The following is an 18950-nucleotide window of genomic DNA, read 5'->3' as shown; positions in this document are numbered from 1 at the left end:
ATTTTTCAACAGCAACCCAGTTCAACAAGAGGCTCAAGCACATGAAATCTCGACTCAAACCCATCAACGCCGCGCTGACTCTCGCCTGCATCGCCATGGCCTACGGCCAAGCCGCTCTTGCCGACGTGACCGTGAAGATCGGCAGCGCCGAACCACTGACCGGCAACATTGCACACATGGGCCAGGATGCGGCCGATGGCGTCAAGCTTGCCGTCGATCAAATCAACAAGGCCGGCAATCTGGTCATCGGGGGCCAAAAGGTCGTCCTCGAAGTGGAATCGCTGGACGACCAGGCCGATCCCAAGACCGGTACCAACGTCGCGCAGAAGCTGGTCGACGACGGCGTAGTGGCTGTGATCGGCCACCTGAATTCCGGCGTGTCCATCCCCGCGTCGAAAATCTACAGCGACAACGGCGTCACCCAGATCACCCCAGGCTCGACCAACCCGCAGTACACGCTGCAAGGGTACAAGACCGCCTTCCGCGTCATTGGCACCGACGCCCAGCAGGGCCCCGCCTTGGCAAAGTACGCCCAAAACCAGAAGGTCAAGACGGTCGCCATCGTCGACGACGCCACGGCGTACGGCCAGGGCCTTGCGGACCAGTTCGAGAAGACCGCCAAGGCCGAAGGCATCCAGGTGCTCTCGCGCGACGCGACCAACGACAAGGCCACTGACTTCAAGGCCATCATCACCAAGATCAAAGCCGAACGCCCCGACGCCATCATGTATGGCGGCGAGGACGCCACCGCCGGCCCCTTCGCTAAACAGGCCATGCAGCTGGCAGTCACCGCCAAAATTCTGGCGGGCGACGGCGTCTGCACTACCAACCTGGCCAGGCTGGCCGGCAACGCCGCCGACAACGTGGTTTGCTCGGTCGCGGGAGGCGATCTGTCCGCGATGGCCGGCAGCGCTGCGTTCAGCAAGGACCTGAAGGCCGCGTACGGCCACGATCCGGTGGTCTACTCGGCGGTTGCCTACAGCGCCGTCTACGTGATCGTCGATGCCATGAAACGCTCCAACTCGATCACGCGCGCCAGTATCCTGGCCGCCATGCCCTCGACCAATCTCAACACCCTGATTGGCCATATCCGGTTCGACGAGCACGGCGACTTGAAGGACAGCTCCATCTCGCTCTACAAATACGTCAAAGGCCAGCGGACCCTGCTCGCGGTCGAGAAGATGTAATCGAAGCAGAGCTGACGCGGGAGCCTCCGAGCGCCCGCGCCGGATCAGCGCTCAGCCTTTCTGCTGCGATTGGCACGACCAAGCTCGGCTATGAGCCGAATTCGCGCCTTTGATGCATTCAAACCGTCATAACCTGCCGTGGTCAGGCCGAGGTTGTGGGCGCGATCAAAGGCATATTTCGTTACGGCTGGATTGACCCGGAAACCATGGGCGCAGCGTGTCGATAGCACGACAGGGACATGCCGTGCAGCTTCGCTCAGAAGTCTCTCTGACTGCGCGGAGAAGCCCCCAGCGCCCTTGCCTGCCACGACGATGCCGTCGAGTTCAGAGATATCCGGGAAGCCAACGAGTAACCCGAAGGTCTCCGTGACGATCGCAACGCGGGCGCCGAGATCGGATACATCGAGTTCCGCGTAACGCTCGTCAACGATTCCCGATCCTGTGCGCGTGACGATATCGGCCTCTATGGAACCGCGGATCGCTGTTTCCGGTCCGAAGGGCTGAATCGCCTGCGGCCATATCTTGACGATCGAGACCGGATCGAAAATCCGTCCCGCGAAGGCAACGAGCACGCTCGCACCCTGTGGCATGGCCCGCGCCAAATTTGCAGAATCAGTCAGATTGCGCGGACCATCGGCATTGGCATTGCCACCGGGGATCGCAGCACCGGTTAAAACGACAGGCCGGCCACGATCAAAAAGCAAAGTGGCGGCATAGGCGACATCTTCCATTGCATCGGTGCCGCAGCACAATACGAAAGCTTCGCTCTCTCGATCCTGCCGCATGACATCGCGAGCCCGGCAAAGTGAGGCGAAAGTCAGATCGCAGCTATCGACAGGATCAATGTCATGTCCGATCCAGTTTGCTTGACCGCTCAATGCGATCAAATCTTGTGCCAATAGACGCTTGATCGTCCCGTCAACCTGATAGCTCTCCGTGATGGTGCCGCCGCAATTCAGGAGTCCGATTTTCATTGGGGATGGCCTTTAGCGTACATATCCGCGATGGCTCCGGCGTTCTTGATACCCGTGCCTGTCAAAAGGACAACCGTCTCCTCTCGCGCCCGAATCGCCCCAACCTGTGTAAGCCGATCAAATCCTGCAACCGCGGTGGCCGAAGTCAGCTCAGGCAGAAGGCCCATTCGCGCAATCCGCCTGAGAGCTTCAACGATTGCCTCTTCTTCCACAGCGACAGTCATGCCGCCCGTCTCTCTGACAGCGTTGACCACCTGCGCCAGCCGTAGAGGATGGGCGATGGCCGTCCCCTCGGAGACTGTCTTTCGAACCTCGCGCGGAACGGGAGTTGTGACGCCCGCCTGGAAGCTGGCATCGATGGGAGAGCAGTTCAATGGCTGGCAAACGAAGAGCTTGGGCATTTTGTGAATCTGCCCCGCGCGCACCAGTTCCGAAAACGCCAGATAACAGCCGAGTACATTGCTGCCCGCGCCTGCAGGCATGACGATGTTGTCCGGCGCCTGGAAGTTGAGGTCCTCCCAGATCTCGTAGCCGACCGACTTGGTCCCCTCGAGGAAAAATGGCTGCCAATTGTGGCTGGCGAAGAAGATGCTCGCGGACTGCCGGACTGCCTCATCCTCACACGCCTGTCGAGGCCCGTCGACCAGTTGTACCTCCGCCCCGTAGGCTCGCATCTGGGCGATCTTCGCGGGCGACGCGTACGCGGGAGCCAGAATCTTCACGCGCATAGCGCCTGCAGCGCCATACGCCGCCACCGACGCTCCGCCGTTGCCTGAACTGTCCTCGAGAACCGACGTGATCCCTTGTTGCCGTAACATCGAGAGCATCACCGTGGTGCCACGATCCTTGAAGCTGCTTGTGGGGCTGAACCACTCCAGCTTGAAATGCGGCCGGTGGTCGTCCCATGTCTTCTGGATCAGAGGGGTGCAACCTTCCCCCATGGAGATGGGGGAGACGATCTCGACTGGAAGCGATGCGCGATAGCGCCATTGGGAGCGAAGGCGTCGGTCGATGTCATCTCGGGAAATTCCAGCCAGCGGCGAGATCAGGAGCGGTCTGCGGTCGTCCGAACACCACCGAGGCGTCTCTAAAGGATAGGTCGCGCCGCTGAGCGGCTCAACGTAGTGCGGTTTCAAGTTTTCCGACTCCTGGTTGGCGCATCCTAGATCGCTGCAAGACCAAGACGATGATGGCTGTGACGATCACCAGGGCCACGCCACGGTGACGCCGAGACCCAGGTTGGTGGCGCGGCGGTGGATCAATCGAGCGACGGTCAAGTCCTGCAAAGCCAGGCCGGTCATGTCGAAAACGCTGATATCTGTCGGCTCGCGCCGCCACTGTGCACGGCCGCCGATCAGGTCTCCCATCTCGACGGAAGGCGTGTGCGGTGCCCATTGCAGTTCACCAAGCTCGCGGGCCTGCTCCAGGTCATCGACGACGACGCGGGCTCGATCGAGGACGCCCGCGGGAAGCTCGCGCTTGCCTCGCGTGTCTGCACCGACGCAGTTCAAATGCGTCCCGGCGCGCAGGGCTGCTTCATCGAAAAGTGGGCCGCTACCGGTCGTCGCGGTGATAATGAGGTCACTTTCGGCGACCGCCTCATCCGCATTCGCGGCGCATCTCAATATGCATTGGTCCGCAAACAAAGATTCAAACTCTGCCTGCGGCTCCCGATCCAACGAGACGTAATTCACATGCGTCAGCGAAGGCAGCGTTCTCAGCGCCAACGCGAGCTGCGCCTTCGCCTGAATGCCGGTGCCGAAGACCGTGGCGACCGCGCTGTCCTGGCGCGCCAGCAGGGAAAGCCCCAGGGCGCCAGCCGCGGCGGTGCGCGCCGTGGTAATGGCGTTGCCGTCGATCACGCACATGGGCCGACCGGTGGCCGGATCGAACAGCAGCACGGTGGCTTGATGCGCTTCACCGCCGAGTGTCCGGTTCATTGGCCAGAAGCCGGCCGCCTTGAACCCTAGCAGATCCTGGCTACCGACGTCGCCGGACTTGATACCGAAGATGCCGCCTGTGGTCAGCTTTTCGCGCACTACCGGAAACACGCGGCCCGCGCGCTGTCCGTGCAGTTCGAAAGCCTCGCGCACCGCCGCGATCACGTCGTCCGGTATGAGCAATTGCTCGACGACATGCTTGTCGACGAGAAGCAGCGTGGCGTCACTTGGCATCGCTGTACACCGTTGCGCGAGAGACGCCCAGGTGGACGGCAATGGTGTCCATTGCGCGACGGACCTCGAGCAGGCCGGCCGCCTTGAGTTCCTTCAGGAGCGAGCGACGTTCCTCTGGCTTGAGCGAGCGGGGTGTCGACGCCATGCGTGCGGCGAACTCGTCGATACGGGTGCGAATGAGGTCGGCGTTAGCAGGATCCAGCGATTCACTGGCAGGCGTGGTGCCCTCGACCGCCATGAACCTACTCAGCATGTTCTGAAACCCGCGGAACAGCGTGAGGTCGACGTTCAAGCACAGCGCGGCGATATAGTCGCCCTTCGAGTCCTTGATGCCGATGGAAGTGCTCTTCACCTGGCGGCCATCGGAGAACTGGTTCGGATAATTGGCGATGATCTGCTCGAAGGCAGGGTCCATGATCCGCGCAAGCCCGAGTTCGGTCGCAGGCTGTCCGACTTCTCGACCTGACAGATTGTTGTGGATGGCAAGCACCGCGTGCTCCGGATCCAGGAGGTCATGGACCACGACCTCGGTAAATGGGGCGAAGGTCTTTGCCAGCCCTTCAGCGACCTGTTTGAGCTGCCCCAGCAGTAGCTGCTGTTCGGGAGTCTTCTTCGGCATGTTGGGTCCAGGAGTTTTCTTTGGCATGCTGGCAGTTTGGCCATTACAAGAAGTTTTGTCAAATCAACAACAAACCGTCTAGTTGATCTGGACGTTTTCGGGGGCTGCTGATTTTCCAGACGGTGTCTCGGAAATCTCCGCTCGGGTCAACACGTTCGGCCCGCAAAAACTTCGCATGAATGGGAGCGCCGGGACAAACGCAAAGGCCTGCAGGGGCATTTATCCAACGCGCGCGCGGGGCACACGTGCGAGACGCTCGACGAGAAAGTCTACAAACACTCGTACTCGAGAAGACAGGTATCGTCCGTGCGGATAGAGCAGGATGAACGGCCGCGTGCGGTGGCCATGGTCATGGAGCACTTCCACGAGGCGGCCAGCACGCAGATCCTCCTCTACGACGAAGCGGTAGGTCTGGCACAACCCGGCGCCGCTGCGCGCCAGGGTGACTCCCGCCAGCGCGTCGCCCGACGTGACATATGAGCCGTTAGTCGATACTTCGCCGTCGCCGGACGGATTGTCGAAGGTCCACGCAAGGTTGCGGCCGCTGCTAGGCACCTCGAACTGAATGCATTCGTGCGCCACCAAATCTCCGACCGTCTTCGGCACGCCCGCTCGCTGGAGGTAGGCCGGCGTCGCGACTACCACCATATCCGCGTCCTCCAGTTTGCGAGCGACGAGGCTGGAATCTGCAGGAGCACGTCCGCGAATCGCGAGATCGAAGCCCTCATCGGCAAAGTCGATATTGCGGTTGCTCAGATGGGCCTCGACCCGAACCTCCGGAAACTGCTCGCGAAAAGCCGGCAAGAGCGGCAACACCCGGTAGTGGCCATAGGGGGTCGGCATGCTGATCCTTAGCACGCCTGCCGGTGTCGTCTGCTGCCCGGTCATTTCGCGCTCCGCGTCCACGAGCTGCGATAGCGCCTGCCGGCATTGCTCGAAGTAGCGCCGTCCAGAATCCGTCAGGCGGATCTGGCGCGTGTTACGTACGAACAGCCGTGCACCGAGACGCGCTTCAAGACGGGCGACCGAGCGGCTCACCGCCGCAGGCGTAACGCTCGCGGAGTTCGCAGCCAATGTGAAGCTGCCGAGTTCCGCCGCACGGCAGAAAAGCTCGATGCTGCCCAGCAGTAAATCGTCGAATTTTCTTTGCATTTTCGTGCTCCGGCCTGCGCAGCTGGCAGTCGGGAATCGGCCCGCTCGAACTTGTTCCGTCCCGTCACAACTGTTTGACCATGCCAGGTGTTCGAAATCGAGGCCAATGCGCATAGATTTGCGTCGTCGGCTCCGACGAGCCCGATCGTCCAGACAGCTGAATCAACTACTCCGAGAGGTTTAATATGAGCAACTCCCGCAAGGTCATCGTGGTCACCGGCGCCTCCCAAGGCATCGGTGCCGAAACAGTCAAGGCGTTCCGCAAGCTGGGTCACAAGGTGGTCGCGACGTCGCGTAGCATCAAACCGTCTGACGATGCCGATGTCGCAACTGTGGCTGGCGACATCGCTGATCCGGCCACCGCTCGGCGCGTCATCGAGACAGCCGTGTCGCGCTTCGGCCGCGTCGATACCCTCGTGAACAACGCAGGCATTTTCGTCGCGAAACCGTTCACCCAATATACCGCCGAAGACTATGCCACGGTAACGAACATCAATCTGGCAGGCTTCTTCTACATCACGCAGCTTGCGGTTGCTCAAATGGAGAAGCAGTCGAGCGGCCACGTGGTCAACATCACGACGACCCTGGTGGATCACGCCATCGATGGAGTGCCGTCGGTGCTGGCCTCGCTGACCAAGGGCGGCCTCGCCGCCGCGACGCGCTCGCTCGCGATCGAGTACGCAAAGCGCGGCATTCGCGCCAACGCAGTATCGCCAGGGATCATCAAGTCGCCAATGCATCCACCTGAAAGCCTCGCAGCGCTCGGAGCCCTGCATCCGGTAGGTCACATGGGTGAGATGAGCGACATCGTGAACGCCATTCTCTATCTTGATTCGGCACCGTTCGTGACAGGCGAAATCCTTCACGTGGACGGTGGCCAGATCGCGGGGCACTGAGCACGTCCGTTCGTGCCGCTCGCCCGCTACATTCGTCAATCACTTTTCAAGGAAAACGACATGCCTATCGTCACTATTCAGGTCACCCGCGAGGGCACGCAGCCCGGTGCAAGTGCCGTCACCAAAGAAGAAAAGGCGCGGCTCATCCAGGGCGCGAGCCAGCTGTTGCTCGACGTGTTGAATAAGCCGCTCGAGGCCACGTTCGTCGTCATCGAAGAAGTGGAAACGGAAAACTGGGGCTGGGGCGGACTACCGGCTCTCGAATACCGCAAGCAGAGAGGACTGAAATAGGTTTGACCGCACCGAGGCCGGTGCCAGTGAAGACCGGCCAACGCAGTCTCTGAGACGACGCGGCGCGCAAGACAAAGGACACTTGATGAAAGTTCGAGCGCGACGCTCAGGTCGGCCCGCTGCAAGCGGGCCGACCCACATCGGTGATGATTCGCGCTGCGAAGTTGGCATGCGCGTCGCGAAACTTCAGAAACTGACGACTCAGGCTAAGAGTGCTAGCAGATCCTTCGCGGCAGCCGTCGAGGAAGCTGGATTCTGCCCCGTGACCAAGAGGCCATCGGTGATCGCAAAACTTTGCCAATCGTCTGCCTTCTCGTAAAGGCCACCCAGTCGCTTCAACTCATCTTCCACGAGAAACGGGACGACCTTCGTTAGTTGGACGGCCTCTTCTTCCGAGTTTGTGAAGCCCGTCACGCGCCGCCCCTTGACGATCGGCTGGCCGTCGATAACAACGTGACGCAGAACGGCTGGCGCATGGCAGACAGCAGCCACGGGCTTTCTAGAGTTGTAAAAGGCCTCGATCAACGCGATCGAATTCTTGTCCTCGGCCAAATCCCACAGCGGCCCGTGGCCTCCCGGATAGAAAATCGCGTCGAAGTCGTCCGCCTTCACGTCAGCCAGCTTGACCGTCCTGGCCAGAACCGACTGAGCGGCCGGGTCTTCCTTGAATCGCCTGGTCGCGTCAGTCGCACCTTCAGGGGTATCGCTCTTGGGGTCGAGCGGAGGCTGGCCGCCCTTGGGAGACACAACGGTAACTTTCGCTCCTGCGTCGAGGAATGTGTAGTAGGGAGCAGCGAACTCCTCGAGCCAGAATCCTGTTTTATTCCCGGTATCTCCTAACTGATCGTGCGAGGTCACTACCATCAAGATCTTCATTGCATGCTCCGTGTCCGGAACCGGGTTCCGCCACCTTCGGTTCTTGAAGGCTCGCGGCCGAGTTGTGTTGCTTACCCTGCTTGTCGGGCTGGCGGTCGGCCGCCGGCTCGGGCTGGTGTCGAACTTCCGGCGAGCGGGATGTGTCGAGGAGTGGCCAACCCTTGCCAAGCTTCAGCATAGGCGGGATTGCGTCCGGCGTAGGCCGCAATTAATCGGTCGACATCCCTGCGTATCGCCGCCCCGTGTCGCAAGGGCGGCGATAGCATCTCAGTCGCGTCACAATGCTATGCAGACGCTCGCGCCGCGTTGACAACCTTCGACGGCGCGAACACCAACTAAAACGAGAGAGAGCGAACCTTTGCGCGTTTTATTGCTCCGGCATCCCGAAGTAGTGAGCCCTATGCCGAACCGGCGCGCGTATGGCGCGATGGCTCTCGCCGCCGGGGCCATTAAGCAATGACCGATGATCTCGATGAATCGATGAAACGGCACGCCAAAGAAATGAAAGCATGGTTGATCGATCGCGCATTGCTGGTACTTACAGGACTTGTCCTGGCCGTCGCCGCGTGGGCGGCGATTCGCCACCTGGGCGAGTCGTACTTCTCAGTCTCAACGACCGTGCTGATCGTGGTACTTCTCGCGGAGAACTGGCGACTGCAAAAACTACTTCGTGAGCACGGCATTAAAAGCCGCTGGCATAAGCGTGACGACGACGGGAAGACGTAAGGCGATTGCCTCGCGGTCAGAGAAGCCAAGCGGACACAAGACAGCGACCAAACTTCGTTGGGCCCGCTCTGCAATGCCAACTGCTCGCGTTCAATCATGACGCCGGGCGCCGACGACGGCGTCGCACGGCCAGCCCAACTTCACGAGGCTTCATTGGTGCCGGCATGGGCGAGTAGCGTTTTTGACCCTAATAAAGCGACCCGTCAGGAGAGTCATAACGTTGCGATTTGCAGCGCCTCGCGCTGTCGAACGTTATCGGCAAATTCTGTCGAGATGTGAGGTAGAACAAACACTTACGTAATTGTGCTTGACGTTACTATTGCGGCGCAATAGCATTCGTCCATGATCAAGACCTTCTGCTGCGCCGACACGGAGGCCCTGTTCCTAGGCACGAGGGTTGCAAGATTCGCGAACATCGAAAAGGTCGCGATGCGCAAGCTCGCCATGTTGAACCGCGCGCAGACTCTGAGTGATCTCCGGATTCCGCCTAGAAACTGTCTGGAGGCACTCGTGGGAGATCGGGCCGGCCAGCACAGCATCAGGATCAACGATCAATATCGAGTGTGTTTTCGGTTTCATAACGGGGATGCATACGACGTCGAGATCGTCGACTATCACTAGGAGTGCGCCATGCCGCGTCAAGTTTCATATCCCCATCCGGGAGAGATCCTGCAGGAGGAGTTTCTCTCTCCGATGGGCATCACCGCGTACCGGCTTGCCAAGGCTATCGGTGTCGATCAAACGCGCATCAGCGAAATCATCGCGGGCGCGCGCGCGATCACGGTCGACACGGGTCTGCGCCTCTCCCGTTTCTTTGGCACGAACGACGAGTTTTGGACTGGCCTACAGCTCGACTACGATACCGCTCACATGAAGGATGAGATGGCCCGAACGTTGGACAACATTCATCGCTTCGAGCCCGAGTCAGCCTAAGCGCGAGAACCTGATCTTCATCAAGCAACCGCCCGGCTGGGGCGGTTTTTTTCGCTCAGCGGCAACGCGAGTCTCCGCCGCTGATGTTTGCGGAATGGCGGGTTCGTGGTGATTTCTATGTTCTGCCCGCCATTAGTCCACCATAAATCCCTTGCCTATCATCGCGCCGCTCAGGTTGGCCCTACGGGGAACAGCTTTGCCTCCCACATCATTAGGACAGATCGCGCGATGCCGCAGAGTGGGCGCGACAGGCCGGAATCGAAGGTCACCATGACTACCGATCCTGTGTTGTACGGTGCAGTCATGTAGGCATAGCCTGCGTAAGCTCCTGCGACCCGCTGCACTTGTTCCGATGTTGATATCTGCCGCGGTTGATCGGCACCCTCCGGCAACGCCGGTTACTCAAGGACTCACAATACGTGCGATTGCGGTTTGAAATGTGAGCGACGACGCCACCGCTCTCCTTCGCCGCTCGTCAGAATGTAAGAACCGTCCGCAACCCCGCCACGGCCTCGCTGCCGATGCGCGGCGTGCCGCCGGCCGAAGCGGGGATTCCCCCGCCCGGCCGGAAGAAGTACTGGAAATCCGCCTGCAACAGCCACCACGGTGCGACTTGGTACTGATAGGTCGCCTCGATGACGGTTTCGGCCGACCGCACAGGGTAGCCCGGCGTCGTAAACGTGCCGATGTCGCGATCGAGCCCGCTCGCCCTCGAGCTGATGTTGGCATAGCCGACGGCAAGGCCGACCGCGTCGCTGTCACGTCCTTTGAATGGTGCTTTGAGCACGACACCGGCATCGACATTGAAATCAACCAAGTTGCGATCACCGGGGGCCCCCATCACGCGTGTGAACACCCCGACCGATTTCGGACTGTCGGCACTCGGTCGCCAGACCATCTGATCGGCCACCGCGTAGACGCTGAAGTTGCCGCGGTGTGTCGCGGGGATGCCGTTCGATGCCGGATTCGCGAGCGACAGGCCGTCCGTGCCATAGCGCTGGTCGGCAAAGCGGCCGTTGTTGTACCAGAAGCCGAGCTTGTACGTGCCCGGCAATCCGCCCGACTGCGCTGGGGTGCCGCTTGCCGGCGGCTGGTTGATCGCGTATTGCACTTCCCCGATCAGCAGCGTGCCGTTATGGAGATTGAAGTTCGTGCCGCTGCTGTTGAGCTTCTGCGCGTCGCCGATGCCGGGCGCCGGATTGCCGTCGAGGATGCCGCCGAGGATCGTGACCGAATCGCTCGGCTTCACGCGCAGGCGCACGCCGAGCGAGGAAAGCGGATAGGCGGGGCCGCCCGCGGGCAGGTCGGCTGCCGGCAGGACGGGCCAGCCGAGCGTCGCGTTGACGAAGGTCGCGGCATACTGGCTCACGATGAACTCCTGATCGAGGCTCTGTTGGCCAATCCTCACGTCGACCTTGTCGCCGATGGACTGCTGATACCAGAACTCCCACAAACGGGTCGTCGCTTCGGCTTCAACGCCGCTCACGCTTTGCAGCGTATCGAGATGCGAGGCTGTGATGCCGCGACCATGAATCTGCAGCGCATCGACGAAGAACTGACCGCCCTTCAGTCCGATCGCCTTCTCTGTGTCGACGTTGAGACCGAATTGCGTAGCGCCGTCATAGGACACGCCGCGTCGCGTGCCGCCCGTGAAGTTGCCGTAGAGCTCGCTCGTCTCCTGCACGTTGAACGTCACACCGTGGTTGCCCAGGAACGTGCGCAGCCCTCCCATGTCGCCGAACAGGTTCGACCGGTCCCAGAAGCCAGCTGGGGCGGGAGGCGCCTGGTCTGCCTTGTTCGCCGCCCCATCCACTCCCGCGGCAGATGACGGCTGCGCCGACGCTTCCGCAGGAGCGGGCTGATCGCTTGCTTGTGCGAAGGCGGCCGGCACCATGCCGACGGATAGCAGGAAAGTCAGACCGACGGGCGCGCCGGAGTGTACCAGCGTGGTGTTCAGTTTTTTCTTCATGAGAGGTCAAAGCAAGGTTACACGGCCGAAAGATCCGTTCGTTAAAGGATGTGACACCGGAAATATGGCGGGGCCGTGAAGCCGGCCCCTTCGTTAAAACCACCAGCTCAGACGTAACGCACCGTCGAGTTCGCTACCGGTCGAGGTAGCGGACAACATTGCGACGAGCACGACGGCGCCGACGGTCACCGCGAGAATGGTGTAGCCAGTGGGGGTCAGCGGACCACCGACATAGGCAGCCCGTAGCGCGGCACGTGCCGCCATCTTGGCAGCGCGGCGTGCATGCTCGACAACGAAACCGCGGACGAAGTCGCGAGCGCTGCGCGAGTGCACGAATCCGCTGGCATTGGCAACGGTCCCACGGCTGACAGACGGCATAACCAGAAGATGCGCGCGGGCGGCATGCCCGACGATGCGCGCGGCCCAATCCTCGCGAGCACGCGTAGGTAGCGCGCGGAAGGCGGCTGGCAACGGGCGAGGCAAATGCGCCACACCCCGAACCGACATAACAAACGATTTGACGAACATAGGCCCACCTCCGTCTTGCCTGATCGTGTCAGGCGACGAATGACGACGTGACTACGTCTCGCAAGCGAGCTTGCGAAGACGGTCAAACAGAGGGAGCGTGCTACTGGCAGACCGGCGGAGGGCCGGTCAATGATGAAGCGCGCTAACCCGACTAAAGCGAGTTAGCAGCGAAGGAGCAATCCTGTGGCGGCTATCTCGCGGTTCTGTTGCCGGCGCTGGCCGGCATCGGACTTCCACTGCTAGAGCATGCGTCCACGAGGGACTCCTTTTTCTGAGACGGGGCGAATTGTATTCGGCCCGCGCGCAAAACGGCAAGCAAAAAAAGCGTAAACGTCGTGAGCCCCGTGCGCCCCGGGTGTACGGGGCAGGTCCGGGCGATGCGCAGGGCTTCTATGTATTGCATTCGTACGACACCCCCTTTCCTTGCGGCCCATCCTCACCTGTCACTGAAAGCCCCTGAACGTCATTGACCGCAGCCGTGCGTGGCGATGAGACGTGCAGTGCATTGTCCTCGAGTTGCATGTTGACTTCCGATCCACCCAATGTCTAAAATTTGGAAGTTCTCACAAATGGGGCTGACGCCTTGGAAACCTGCAGTAGTCGATCTTCGAACTGTTTCGCCGCCTGACCCGCAGGACGTCCGCGCTCTTCTCCCTAAGCCGCCGTCTTGCCATCAGGCAGACGGTGCGCGCCGTAGCCACATCCCCCGTGCACCTTGATTAGCGCCATCTGGACGCAGCACTGATGCGTCCGCATGGCAAACGCGTTGCGAGCGTCAACTCGCGGTCGCGTTCGTTCGCGCCTTGTCGAATCCGGCGTGATCGAACGCGTGGATAAACACGCATGTAGCAGACGCGCGTAGCGAACGCGTGCAGCAAAGCAAACGCGCTAAACCAACGCAGAAAAGGAGCCGAAATGCCGGACAGTGACAGTTATCCCTTATGCCACTCACTTTCATCGTTACCCGAGGAAAGCAAGTAGGCGCCTGTCGCCGTGCATGATGCGTTCGGCCTGTGCGTCCGCTGGCTTTCCGCAAACCGCGTTAAGCCAAACGCACGGAGAAACATCATGACCTTCTGCCTCCTGCTGTCGCAACTGCCGCACATCGAAGAATCGCGCGTCCACTATGACGCCATGCTTGCGCTGCACGCTCGCGAGCCGCGCAAATTCGCCTCCTTCTGGCACCGCCTCAAAACGCTCATTTCATAAGTTCGCGTGCCTTCCGTCATACGCAAGCGACGCCGTCGTTCGACGACTCACGCGTTGCGCATGGCGGAGGCGGGCATTCCCGTTCGAATAACCTATCACCAGGGAAGAAAGCAAAATGTCCACACCATCGAACGTTTCACCACCACGTGCCGTAGCAATCGAACGCAGTGCGGTTCTCGATGACGCCCATCTCGGCGACATCAAGGGCGCACTCGGCACCATCGCGCATCACGACACCGCACCGCGCACCAACTGGTGGGCGCGCTTCCGTACGCTACTCGCGATCCTCGGTCCCGGCCTCATCGTGATGGTCGGCGACAACGACGCCGGCGCGTTCGGCACCTATACTCAGGCCGGCCAGAACTACGGCACCACGCTGCTGTGGACCATGCTGCTGCTGGTGCCGGTACTTTACGTCAACCAGGAAATGGTGCTGCGCCTCGGCGCGGTGACCGGGGTCGGCCACGCACGGCTGATCTTCGAACGTTTCGGCAAGTTCTGGGGCGCGTTCAGCGTGATCGACCTGTTCCTGCTCAATGCGTTGACGATCGTCACGGAATTCATCGGCATCACGTTCGTGCTCGATTTCTTCGGCGTCTCGAAGATCGCCGGCGTGTGTATCGCGGCAGCCCTGACCATGGCGGCGGTCAGCACCGGGAATTTCCGAAGGTTCGAACGCTTCGCCGTATTCCTGTGCATGCTGAGCCTGCTGCTTGTGCCCGTGCTCGTGTCGATCCATCCGCCCGTCGGCCAGATGACGCGCGACTTCTTCATTCCGAACTGGCCCGCGCACTCGAAGCTCTCGGATGTCATGCTGCTCGTGATCGGCATCGTCGGCACAACGGTCGCGCCGTGGCAGCTCTTCTTCCAGCAGAGTTATGTCGTCGACAAGCGCATCACGCCGCGTTTCATGAAGTATGAGAAAGCGGATCTGTGGATCGGCATCGTGTTCGTGCTGATCGGTGCGGTGGCAATGATCGCGTTCTGCGCGCAACTGTATGCGGGCAAGCCCGAGTTCGGCAATTTCACGGATGCGGGCGGCGTGATCGCCGGACTCGAGAAGTATGCGGGTCACACGTCGGCCGTCCTCTTCGCGATCGCGCTGTTCGACGCCGCCATCATCGGTGCGGCGGCGGTGTCGCTGTCTACCGCCTACGCGATCGGGGACGTGTTCAAGATCCGTCATTCGCTGCATCGCGGCGTGTCGGACGCGAAGGGCTTTTACCTAGTCTACTTCGGCATTGTCGCTGCCGCCGCGGCCCTCGTGCTGATCCCCGGGAGCCCGCTCGGCCTGCTGACCGAAGCCGTGCAGACACTTGCGGGCGTGCTGCTGCCGAGCGCCACGGTGTTCCTGCTGCTGCTGTGCAATGACAAGGCCGTGCTCGGCCCGTGGGTCAACTCGAAGAAGCTGAACCTCTTCACGGGCGCGGTGATTTGGGTGCTGGTAATGCTGTCGATCATTTTGACCGCATCGGTGATGTACTCAGACATGAGCGGCAAGACGATTCTCGCCATGCTCGGCGGCGGCACGCTGCTCGCCGTTGTCGGGTATGCCGCGACTATCGGGCTTCGCAGGCTTCGCCGCGATCCGGCGGATGGCACCGCTGAAGGTACGGCCCAGGTCTGGCCGAAAAACGCACGCGACACGTGGCGCATGCCGCCGCTGGACGAACTGCCGCCGCCCAACCTCACGCTGGCCAAGCGCGTCTGGATGGGGGTGTTGCGCGGGTACCTGCTGCTCGCGGTGGGGCTCGTCATCGTCAAGGTCGTACAGATGACGCTTCTCAAGTAGAGCGGGCCTGGGGCGTTGGTCCCCGCCATGCGTCTATGGCGGGCATTCGACCGTGAGCGCGCAGCCAGCCATGATCGGCGAGCGCGAGGATTTCCTTGTCGCCCCGACTGTCGCCATATACGTAGAGCACGGGCGGCGGATTGCTCCCAAACCATTGCTGCAGTCGTCGCGCCTTTTCCGGTCCCCAGCAATTTGGCGAGGCGAGGCGACCAGAAAAGCAGTCATCGCGAAATTCAAGCTCGGTTGCGAGTACGGCCTCGAAACCCATGCTCCTCGCCCAGATTTCCAGGTAAAGCGCAGGTGACGCGCTAACAAGCACGAGCCGGTGGCCGCGGCGCCTATGCTCCTGGACTCGCACGGCCATCTCAGGACGGATCAGCTTCAGCAATCGGTTGGCCGCGTATTGCTGCGCCGCAGTCTCCAGCGAGTGCCGGGTCATCCCACCGAGCGTCGCGGACAGAAAGTGCGCTTTCGCGCTCCCCCTGTCGCACGTGCCGATCAGCCTGCCAACGAGCCACGGCGCTGCACGGATTATCCCGGAGACCAGACGTGCGTTACCGACTGTATTGCGGACGAAATCCCGCAGGCTGTCCGAGGTGGTGATCGTGCCGTCGAAATCGAAAGCGGCGACGATCTGCGCATGCCCAGACAGGGTTTCCGACGCGCAGTATGCCCTCTTGATCAACGCGTATTCCTCGTATGGCCGAGCGACTCCTGTTGCGTATCGACATAGGAAGAGCTCGAACTGACGCCCGGCTCGCTCGGCGGCGCCTTCGACATGCGTGCGCTGTCCCAAAAGAACCAAATCGCAATCATGAGGCCCAGCCCAAAGCCGCCCCCTAGTAGAAAATATGTCGCCATGCATTTCCCCAATAGCCGAATTCGCGCGTCTGTGTCGCGTGCTCGGACGGCTCACAGTCTGCTCGGGTCTCGCCTCGATTCCCGGACGGGTCCGCCACCTTGCGGTGACCGCTGGTCGCGGCGGCTGACCCATGCAGTCACGACTCGCTATTCTCTGGAACGACAACGGCCCGGCCTACATTGCGTCGCGAATGTGAACCTCGTCTTCATCCGGTCGACAACCGACAAATGATACTCGCGCGCCACATCCTGCGGCCAGTTACTCATTGACCAAGGCTCTCGTTAGACGGGCTGCCCCTTGTCGCATATCATCAGGCGGCGGCCACCCCCGCGCCTTGCGATTCGTGGACGCTCCCTATTGAGATCTGCTGGCAAACCACTGGACAATCTCGCCGCATCCAATTCACCAAGATTTTCTTAACGGGCACCGAGACACAATGAATGGCTTTCAAAAAGCTTGGAAGGTTCTGTTCGGCCAACCGCTCAACCCGCTGGACCCGAAGACTCGGCATGCTATTGCGGTGACACCGCTACTTGCTTGGGTAGGGCTCGGCGCCGACGGATTGTCGTCGTCGTGCTACGGACCGGAAGAGGCCTTTCTCGCTCTTGGCCAGCACGCTCCCCTTGCACTGTTTCTCGCTTTTGCCACCGCACTCACCGTCTTCATCATCGCGCTGGGCTATAACCAGGTCATCCAGCTGTTCCCAACCGGTGGAGGCGGCTACCGCGTCGGTACTGCGTTGCTTGGGCCGCACGCCGGCCTCGTCTCCGGCTCCGCCCTTCTCGTCGACTACGTGCTGACTATCGCGACATCGCTCGCAAGCGGCATAGACGCCTTGTTCAGCTTGTTTCCTGTCAGTGCTCAGGCATTCAAGCTTGGCACCGAACTGACGCTCATCGTGCTGATGACCGGACTCAATTTCCGCGGCATGAAGGAATCGATCGTCGTACTCTTGCCGATTTTTCTCGGCTTTGTGATCCTGCATTTCGGCTTGATCGTCTACGGCATTGCCGCGCACGGTAGCGCACTGATGCAGGTCTTGCCCAATGCAACGCATGAAGCGGCGGGGCTTTCCCGGTCAGCCGGCACGCTGGCGATGCTCGCGTTGCTCCTGCGCGCATTCTCTCTCGGGGGCGGCACATATACGGGCCTGGAAGCTGTGTCGAATAACGTCAACATGCTGGCAGAACCGCGTGTGAACAATGGCAAATGGACAATGGCCTACATGGCGACGTCGCTGGCGTTCACCGCCGGCGGCATCATCTTGCTATACATGCTGTGGCATGCAAAACCCGTCGAGGGCCAGACGCTGAACGCCGTCGTGTTCGGCAACGTGATCGATCAACTCGGGCTCGGATCAGCCTTTGCCCGGCACGCTTTGCTGGCAGCTGTTCTCGCGTTCGAGGCCGGGCTTCTCATAGTCGGTGCCCAAACCGGCTTTCTCGACGGGCCCGCGGTCCTATCCAACATGGCATCCGACTCATGGGTGCCACGTCATTTTCGCGATCTTTCGACACGCCTCGTGCGTCAGAACGGCATTATCGTCATGGGCGTAGCCAGCCTGCTGATCCTGTTGTGGACGCATGGCGACGTTTCGGTGCTAGTGGTGCTCTACAGCATCAACGTGTTTCTGACCTTCAGCCTGTCGCTACTCGGTATGTCGATCTACTGGTGGCACAAGAGGCGCAGCGGTGAGCCCTGGTTCAGTCACTTTGCATTGTCGGCGCTCGGGCTTTCAGTTACGGCTACCGTGCTCATCATCACGCTGATTGAGAAATTCACGGCGGGCGGCTGGCTGACCGTGCTGGTCACGGGGCTCGTCATTGCCATCTGTGTCGCGATCAAGCGACATTACGATGACACACATGAACAGCTAGCAAAGGCGGATGCCTTGTTTGCTGGTCCTGCGCCGCAGCTTGATTCGGAACCAAGCGCTTCTCTGGACCCGGCGCAACCCACAGCGATCCTGCTTGTCGGCCGCCACCGGGGCGCGAGCATGCACGCTCTTCTCTGGGTGCAGCGGCTGTTTCCCGGACACTTTCGAAACTTCATCTTTCTCGCGGTTGGCGAAGTCGATGCGAAGGCATACGAGGGTGAAGAGCATCTCGACCGGCTGCAGCGCGAGATCACGCAATCGCTCGCTTACTACGTCGGGCAATGCCAAAAACACGGACTTGCTGCGCAACAGCGGGCCGTATTTGGGACTGAACCCGTGCAGGAGTTTGTCAGCCTGGCGCAGCAGACGATGGCCGAGTACCCGAACAGCGTATGCTTCGCGAGCAAGCTGATTTTCAAGCGAGTCAATTTCCTGACTGCCTGGCTCCATAACCGGACACCGCTCGAGATTCAGAGCCGCCTGCACCAAGAAGGCAGGCAAATGGTCCTGCTGCCAATGAACGTGGAATAGCGGCGGCGACTGTCCCAGTGCGATTTCTGTTGGCTTTCAGTGAACCATCGTTACGGGCTTCGAGCAGAGCCGCCACAACTTTGCGAACGTCCCCCATCTTCGCAAAAAGCCGAGACCGCCTGCGTCGAGCACGACGATGTCGGCAAGATCGCTTGCGGCATGCTCCGCTATCGTCCGCTCCCATTGCCCGAATACGCGCTTGAACGTATACGGCACGCCCGCATCGTCTGAGATTGTCCCGGTTCGACGGACGGATTTGCAGCCAGCGATTTGATTTGGTCTAGCCTCCGTTAAGCGTTGAGTCGCGGGTTGTCTGTCCACGGGCGGGCGGCGGGTCGGCTCTCACGACCATGAC

General features: G+C 60.9%; 19 protein-coding genes and 1 pseudogene. 9 read left to right on the top strand and 11 right to left on the bottom strand.

Annotated elements, in window-relative coordinates; translation table 11 throughout:
• Window positions 1–41 precede the first annotated feature (41 nt).
• Window positions 42–1187: a branched-chain amino acid ABC transporter substrate-binding protein gene (locus C9I57_RS14785; protein ID WP_107151441.1), complete on the top strand. Its 1146-nt coding sequence runs from the start codon at window positions 42–44 to the stop codon at window positions 1185–1187.
• A gap of 44 nt (window positions 1188–1231) precedes the next feature.
• Here the strand turns inward: C9I57_RS14785 and C9I57_RS14780 are convergent, their stop codons facing one another.
• The 5 genes from C9I57_RS14780 to C9I57_RS14760 all read right to left on the bottom strand — a co-directional run bounded on the left by C9I57_RS14780 (window position 1232) and on the right by C9I57_RS14760 (window position 6106).
• Window positions 1232–2161 carry an asparaginase domain-containing protein gene (locus tag C9I57_RS14780; RefSeq protein ID WP_107151440.1) on the bottom strand — a complete coding sequence of 310 codons (930 nt, stop codon included), beginning with the start codon at window positions 2159–2161 and terminating at the stop codon, window positions 1232–1234.
• Entirely contained in the window at window positions 2158–3297 is a 1140-nt protein-coding gene (locus C9I57_RS14775; RefSeq protein WP_107151439.1) for a threonine synthase, read from the bottom strand. Before C9I57_RS14775 ends, C9I57_RS14780 begins: the two co-directional genes overlap by 4 nt.
• A gap of 66 nt (window positions 3298–3363) precedes the next feature.
• Complete coding sequence (locus C9I57_RS14770) at window positions 3364–4335, bottom strand: ornithine cyclodeaminase family protein (protein ID WP_107151438.1); 972 nt, start codon at window positions 4333–4335, stop codon at window positions 3364–3366.
• Complete coding sequence (locus C9I57_RS14765; RefSeq protein ID WP_107151437.1) at window positions 4325–4954, bottom strand: helix-turn-helix transcriptional regulator; 630 nt, start codon at window positions 4952–4954, stop codon at window positions 4325–4327. Before C9I57_RS14765 ends, C9I57_RS14770 begins: the two co-directional genes overlap by 11 nt.
• A 219-nt stretch (window positions 4955–5173) precedes the next feature.
• Window positions 5174–6106: a LysR family transcriptional regulator gene (locus C9I57_RS14760; RefSeq protein WP_107151436.1), complete on the bottom strand. Its 933-nt coding sequence runs from the start codon at window positions 6104–6106 to the stop codon at window positions 5174–5176.
• 185 nt (window positions 6107–6291) lie between these two features.
• On the opposite strand from C9I57_RS14760, the gene C9I57_RS14755 reads away from it, so the two are divergent.
• Together C9I57_RS14755 and C9I57_RS14750 are read left to right on the top strand one after the other, a co-directional pair.
• Window positions 6292–7002, top strand: a complete 711-nt coding sequence (locus C9I57_RS14755; RefSeq protein ID WP_107151435.1) for an SDR family NAD(P)-dependent oxidoreductase — start codon at window positions 6292–6294, stop codon at window positions 7000–7002.
• Between the two features lie 60 nt (window positions 7003–7062).
• Window positions 7063–7293, top strand: coding sequence for a tautomerase family protein (locus tag C9I57_RS14750; protein WP_107151699.1), 231 nt, complete (start codon window positions 7063–7065; stop codon window positions 7291–7293).
• A 201-nt stretch (window positions 7294–7494) separates the two neighbouring features.
• Here the strand turns inward: C9I57_RS14750 and C9I57_RS14745 are convergent, their stop codons facing one another.
• Window positions 7495–8169 (bottom strand): type 1 glutamine amidotransferase domain-containing protein, encoded by a 675-nt coding sequence (locus C9I57_RS14745; RefSeq protein WP_107151434.1) that lies wholly within the window; start codon window positions 8167–8169, stop codon window positions 7495–7497.
• A gap of 456 nt (window positions 8170–8625) precedes the next feature.
• Between C9I57_RS14745 and C9I57_RS14740 the strand changes: the two genes are divergently transcribed.
• Entirely contained in the window at window positions 8626–8895 is a 270-nt protein-coding gene (locus C9I57_RS14740; protein ID WP_258187653.1) for a hypothetical protein, read from the top strand.
• A 5-nt stretch (window positions 8896–8900) separates the two neighbouring features.
• Here C9I57_RS14740 and C9I57_RS33830 read toward each other — a convergent pair.
• Window positions 8901–9040: pseudogene (locus tag C9I57_RS33830) on the bottom strand (IS3-like element IS407 family transposase); the annotation flags it as partial.
• A 197-nt stretch (window positions 9041–9237) separates the two neighbouring features.
• On the opposite strand from C9I57_RS33830, the gene C9I57_RS14730 reads away from it, so the two are divergent.
• Together C9I57_RS14730 and C9I57_RS14725 are read left to right on the top strand one after the other, a co-directional pair.
• Window positions 9238–9516: a type II toxin-antitoxin system RelE/ParE family toxin gene (locus tag C9I57_RS14730; protein ID WP_107151433.1), complete on the top strand. Its 279-nt coding sequence runs from the start codon at window positions 9238–9240 to the stop codon at window positions 9514–9516.
• 9 nt (window positions 9517–9525) lie between these two features.
• Window positions 9526–9828, top strand: coding sequence for a HigA family addiction module antitoxin (locus C9I57_RS14725; RefSeq protein ID WP_107151432.1), 303 nt, complete (start codon window positions 9526–9528; stop codon window positions 9826–9828).
• A 475-nt stretch (window positions 9829–10303) separates the two neighbouring features.
• On the opposite strand, the gene C9I57_RS14720 is transcribed toward C9I57_RS14725, so the two are convergent.
• Together C9I57_RS14720 and C9I57_RS14715 are read right to left on the bottom strand one after the other, a co-directional pair.
• The gene (locus C9I57_RS14720; RefSeq protein ID WP_107151431.1) at window positions 10304–11797 is read right to left on the bottom strand and encodes a carbohydrate porin; all 1494 of its coding nucleotides are present in this window, start codon (window positions 11795–11797) and stop codon (window positions 10304–10306) included.
• 93 nt (window positions 11798–11890) lie between these two features.
• Complete coding sequence (locus tag C9I57_RS14715) at window positions 11891–12325, bottom strand: hypothetical protein (RefSeq protein WP_107151430.1); 435 nt, start codon at window positions 12323–12325, stop codon at window positions 11891–11893.
• A gap of 1068 nt (window positions 12326–13393) precedes the next feature.
• On the opposite strand from C9I57_RS14715, the gene C9I57_RS32770 reads away from it, so the two are divergent.
• Both C9I57_RS32770 and C9I57_RS14710 read left to right on the top strand, forming a co-directional pair.
• Complete coding sequence (locus C9I57_RS32770; RefSeq protein ID WP_181321847.1) at window positions 13394–13534, top strand: hypothetical protein; 141 nt, start codon at window positions 13394–13396, stop codon at window positions 13532–13534.
• 115 nt (window positions 13535–13649) lie between these two features.
• Complete coding sequence (locus C9I57_RS14710; protein ID WP_107151429.1) at window positions 13650–15326, top strand: NRAMP family divalent metal transporter; 1677 nt, start codon at window positions 13650–13652, stop codon at window positions 15324–15326.
• Here C9I57_RS14710 and C9I57_RS14705 read toward each other — a convergent pair.
• Window positions 15319–16011, bottom strand: coding sequence for an HAD-IB family hydrolase (locus tag C9I57_RS14705; protein ID WP_258187652.1), 693 nt, complete (start codon window positions 16009–16011; stop codon window positions 15319–15321). The two genes, C9I57_RS14710 and C9I57_RS14705, sit on opposite strands and share 8 nt — an antisense overlap.
• A 613-nt stretch (window positions 16012–16624) precedes the next feature.
• On the opposite strand from C9I57_RS14705, the gene C9I57_RS14700 reads away from it, so the two are divergent.
• Window positions 16625–18595, top strand: coding sequence for an APC family permease (locus C9I57_RS14700; RefSeq protein ID WP_107151427.1), 1971 nt, complete (start codon window positions 16625–16627; stop codon window positions 18593–18595).
• 36 nt (window positions 18596–18631) lie between these two features.
• Here the strand turns inward: C9I57_RS14700 and C9I57_RS32765 are convergent, their stop codons facing one another.
• Window positions 18632–18811, bottom strand: a complete 180-nt coding sequence (locus C9I57_RS32765; protein WP_181321846.1) for a hypothetical protein — start codon at window positions 18809–18811, stop codon at window positions 18632–18634.
• Between the last annotated feature and the right edge of the window lie 139 nt (window positions 18812–18950).

The organism is Trinickia symbiotica, from assembly GCF_003028655.1.
GTDB classification, from domain to species: domain Bacteria; phylum Pseudomonadota; class Gammaproteobacteria; order Burkholderiales; family Burkholderiaceae; genus Trinickia; species Trinickia symbiotica_A.
The sequence above is the reverse complement of the archived record's forward strand: the minus strand, read 5'-3'. Positions and strand labels throughout refer to the sequence as shown.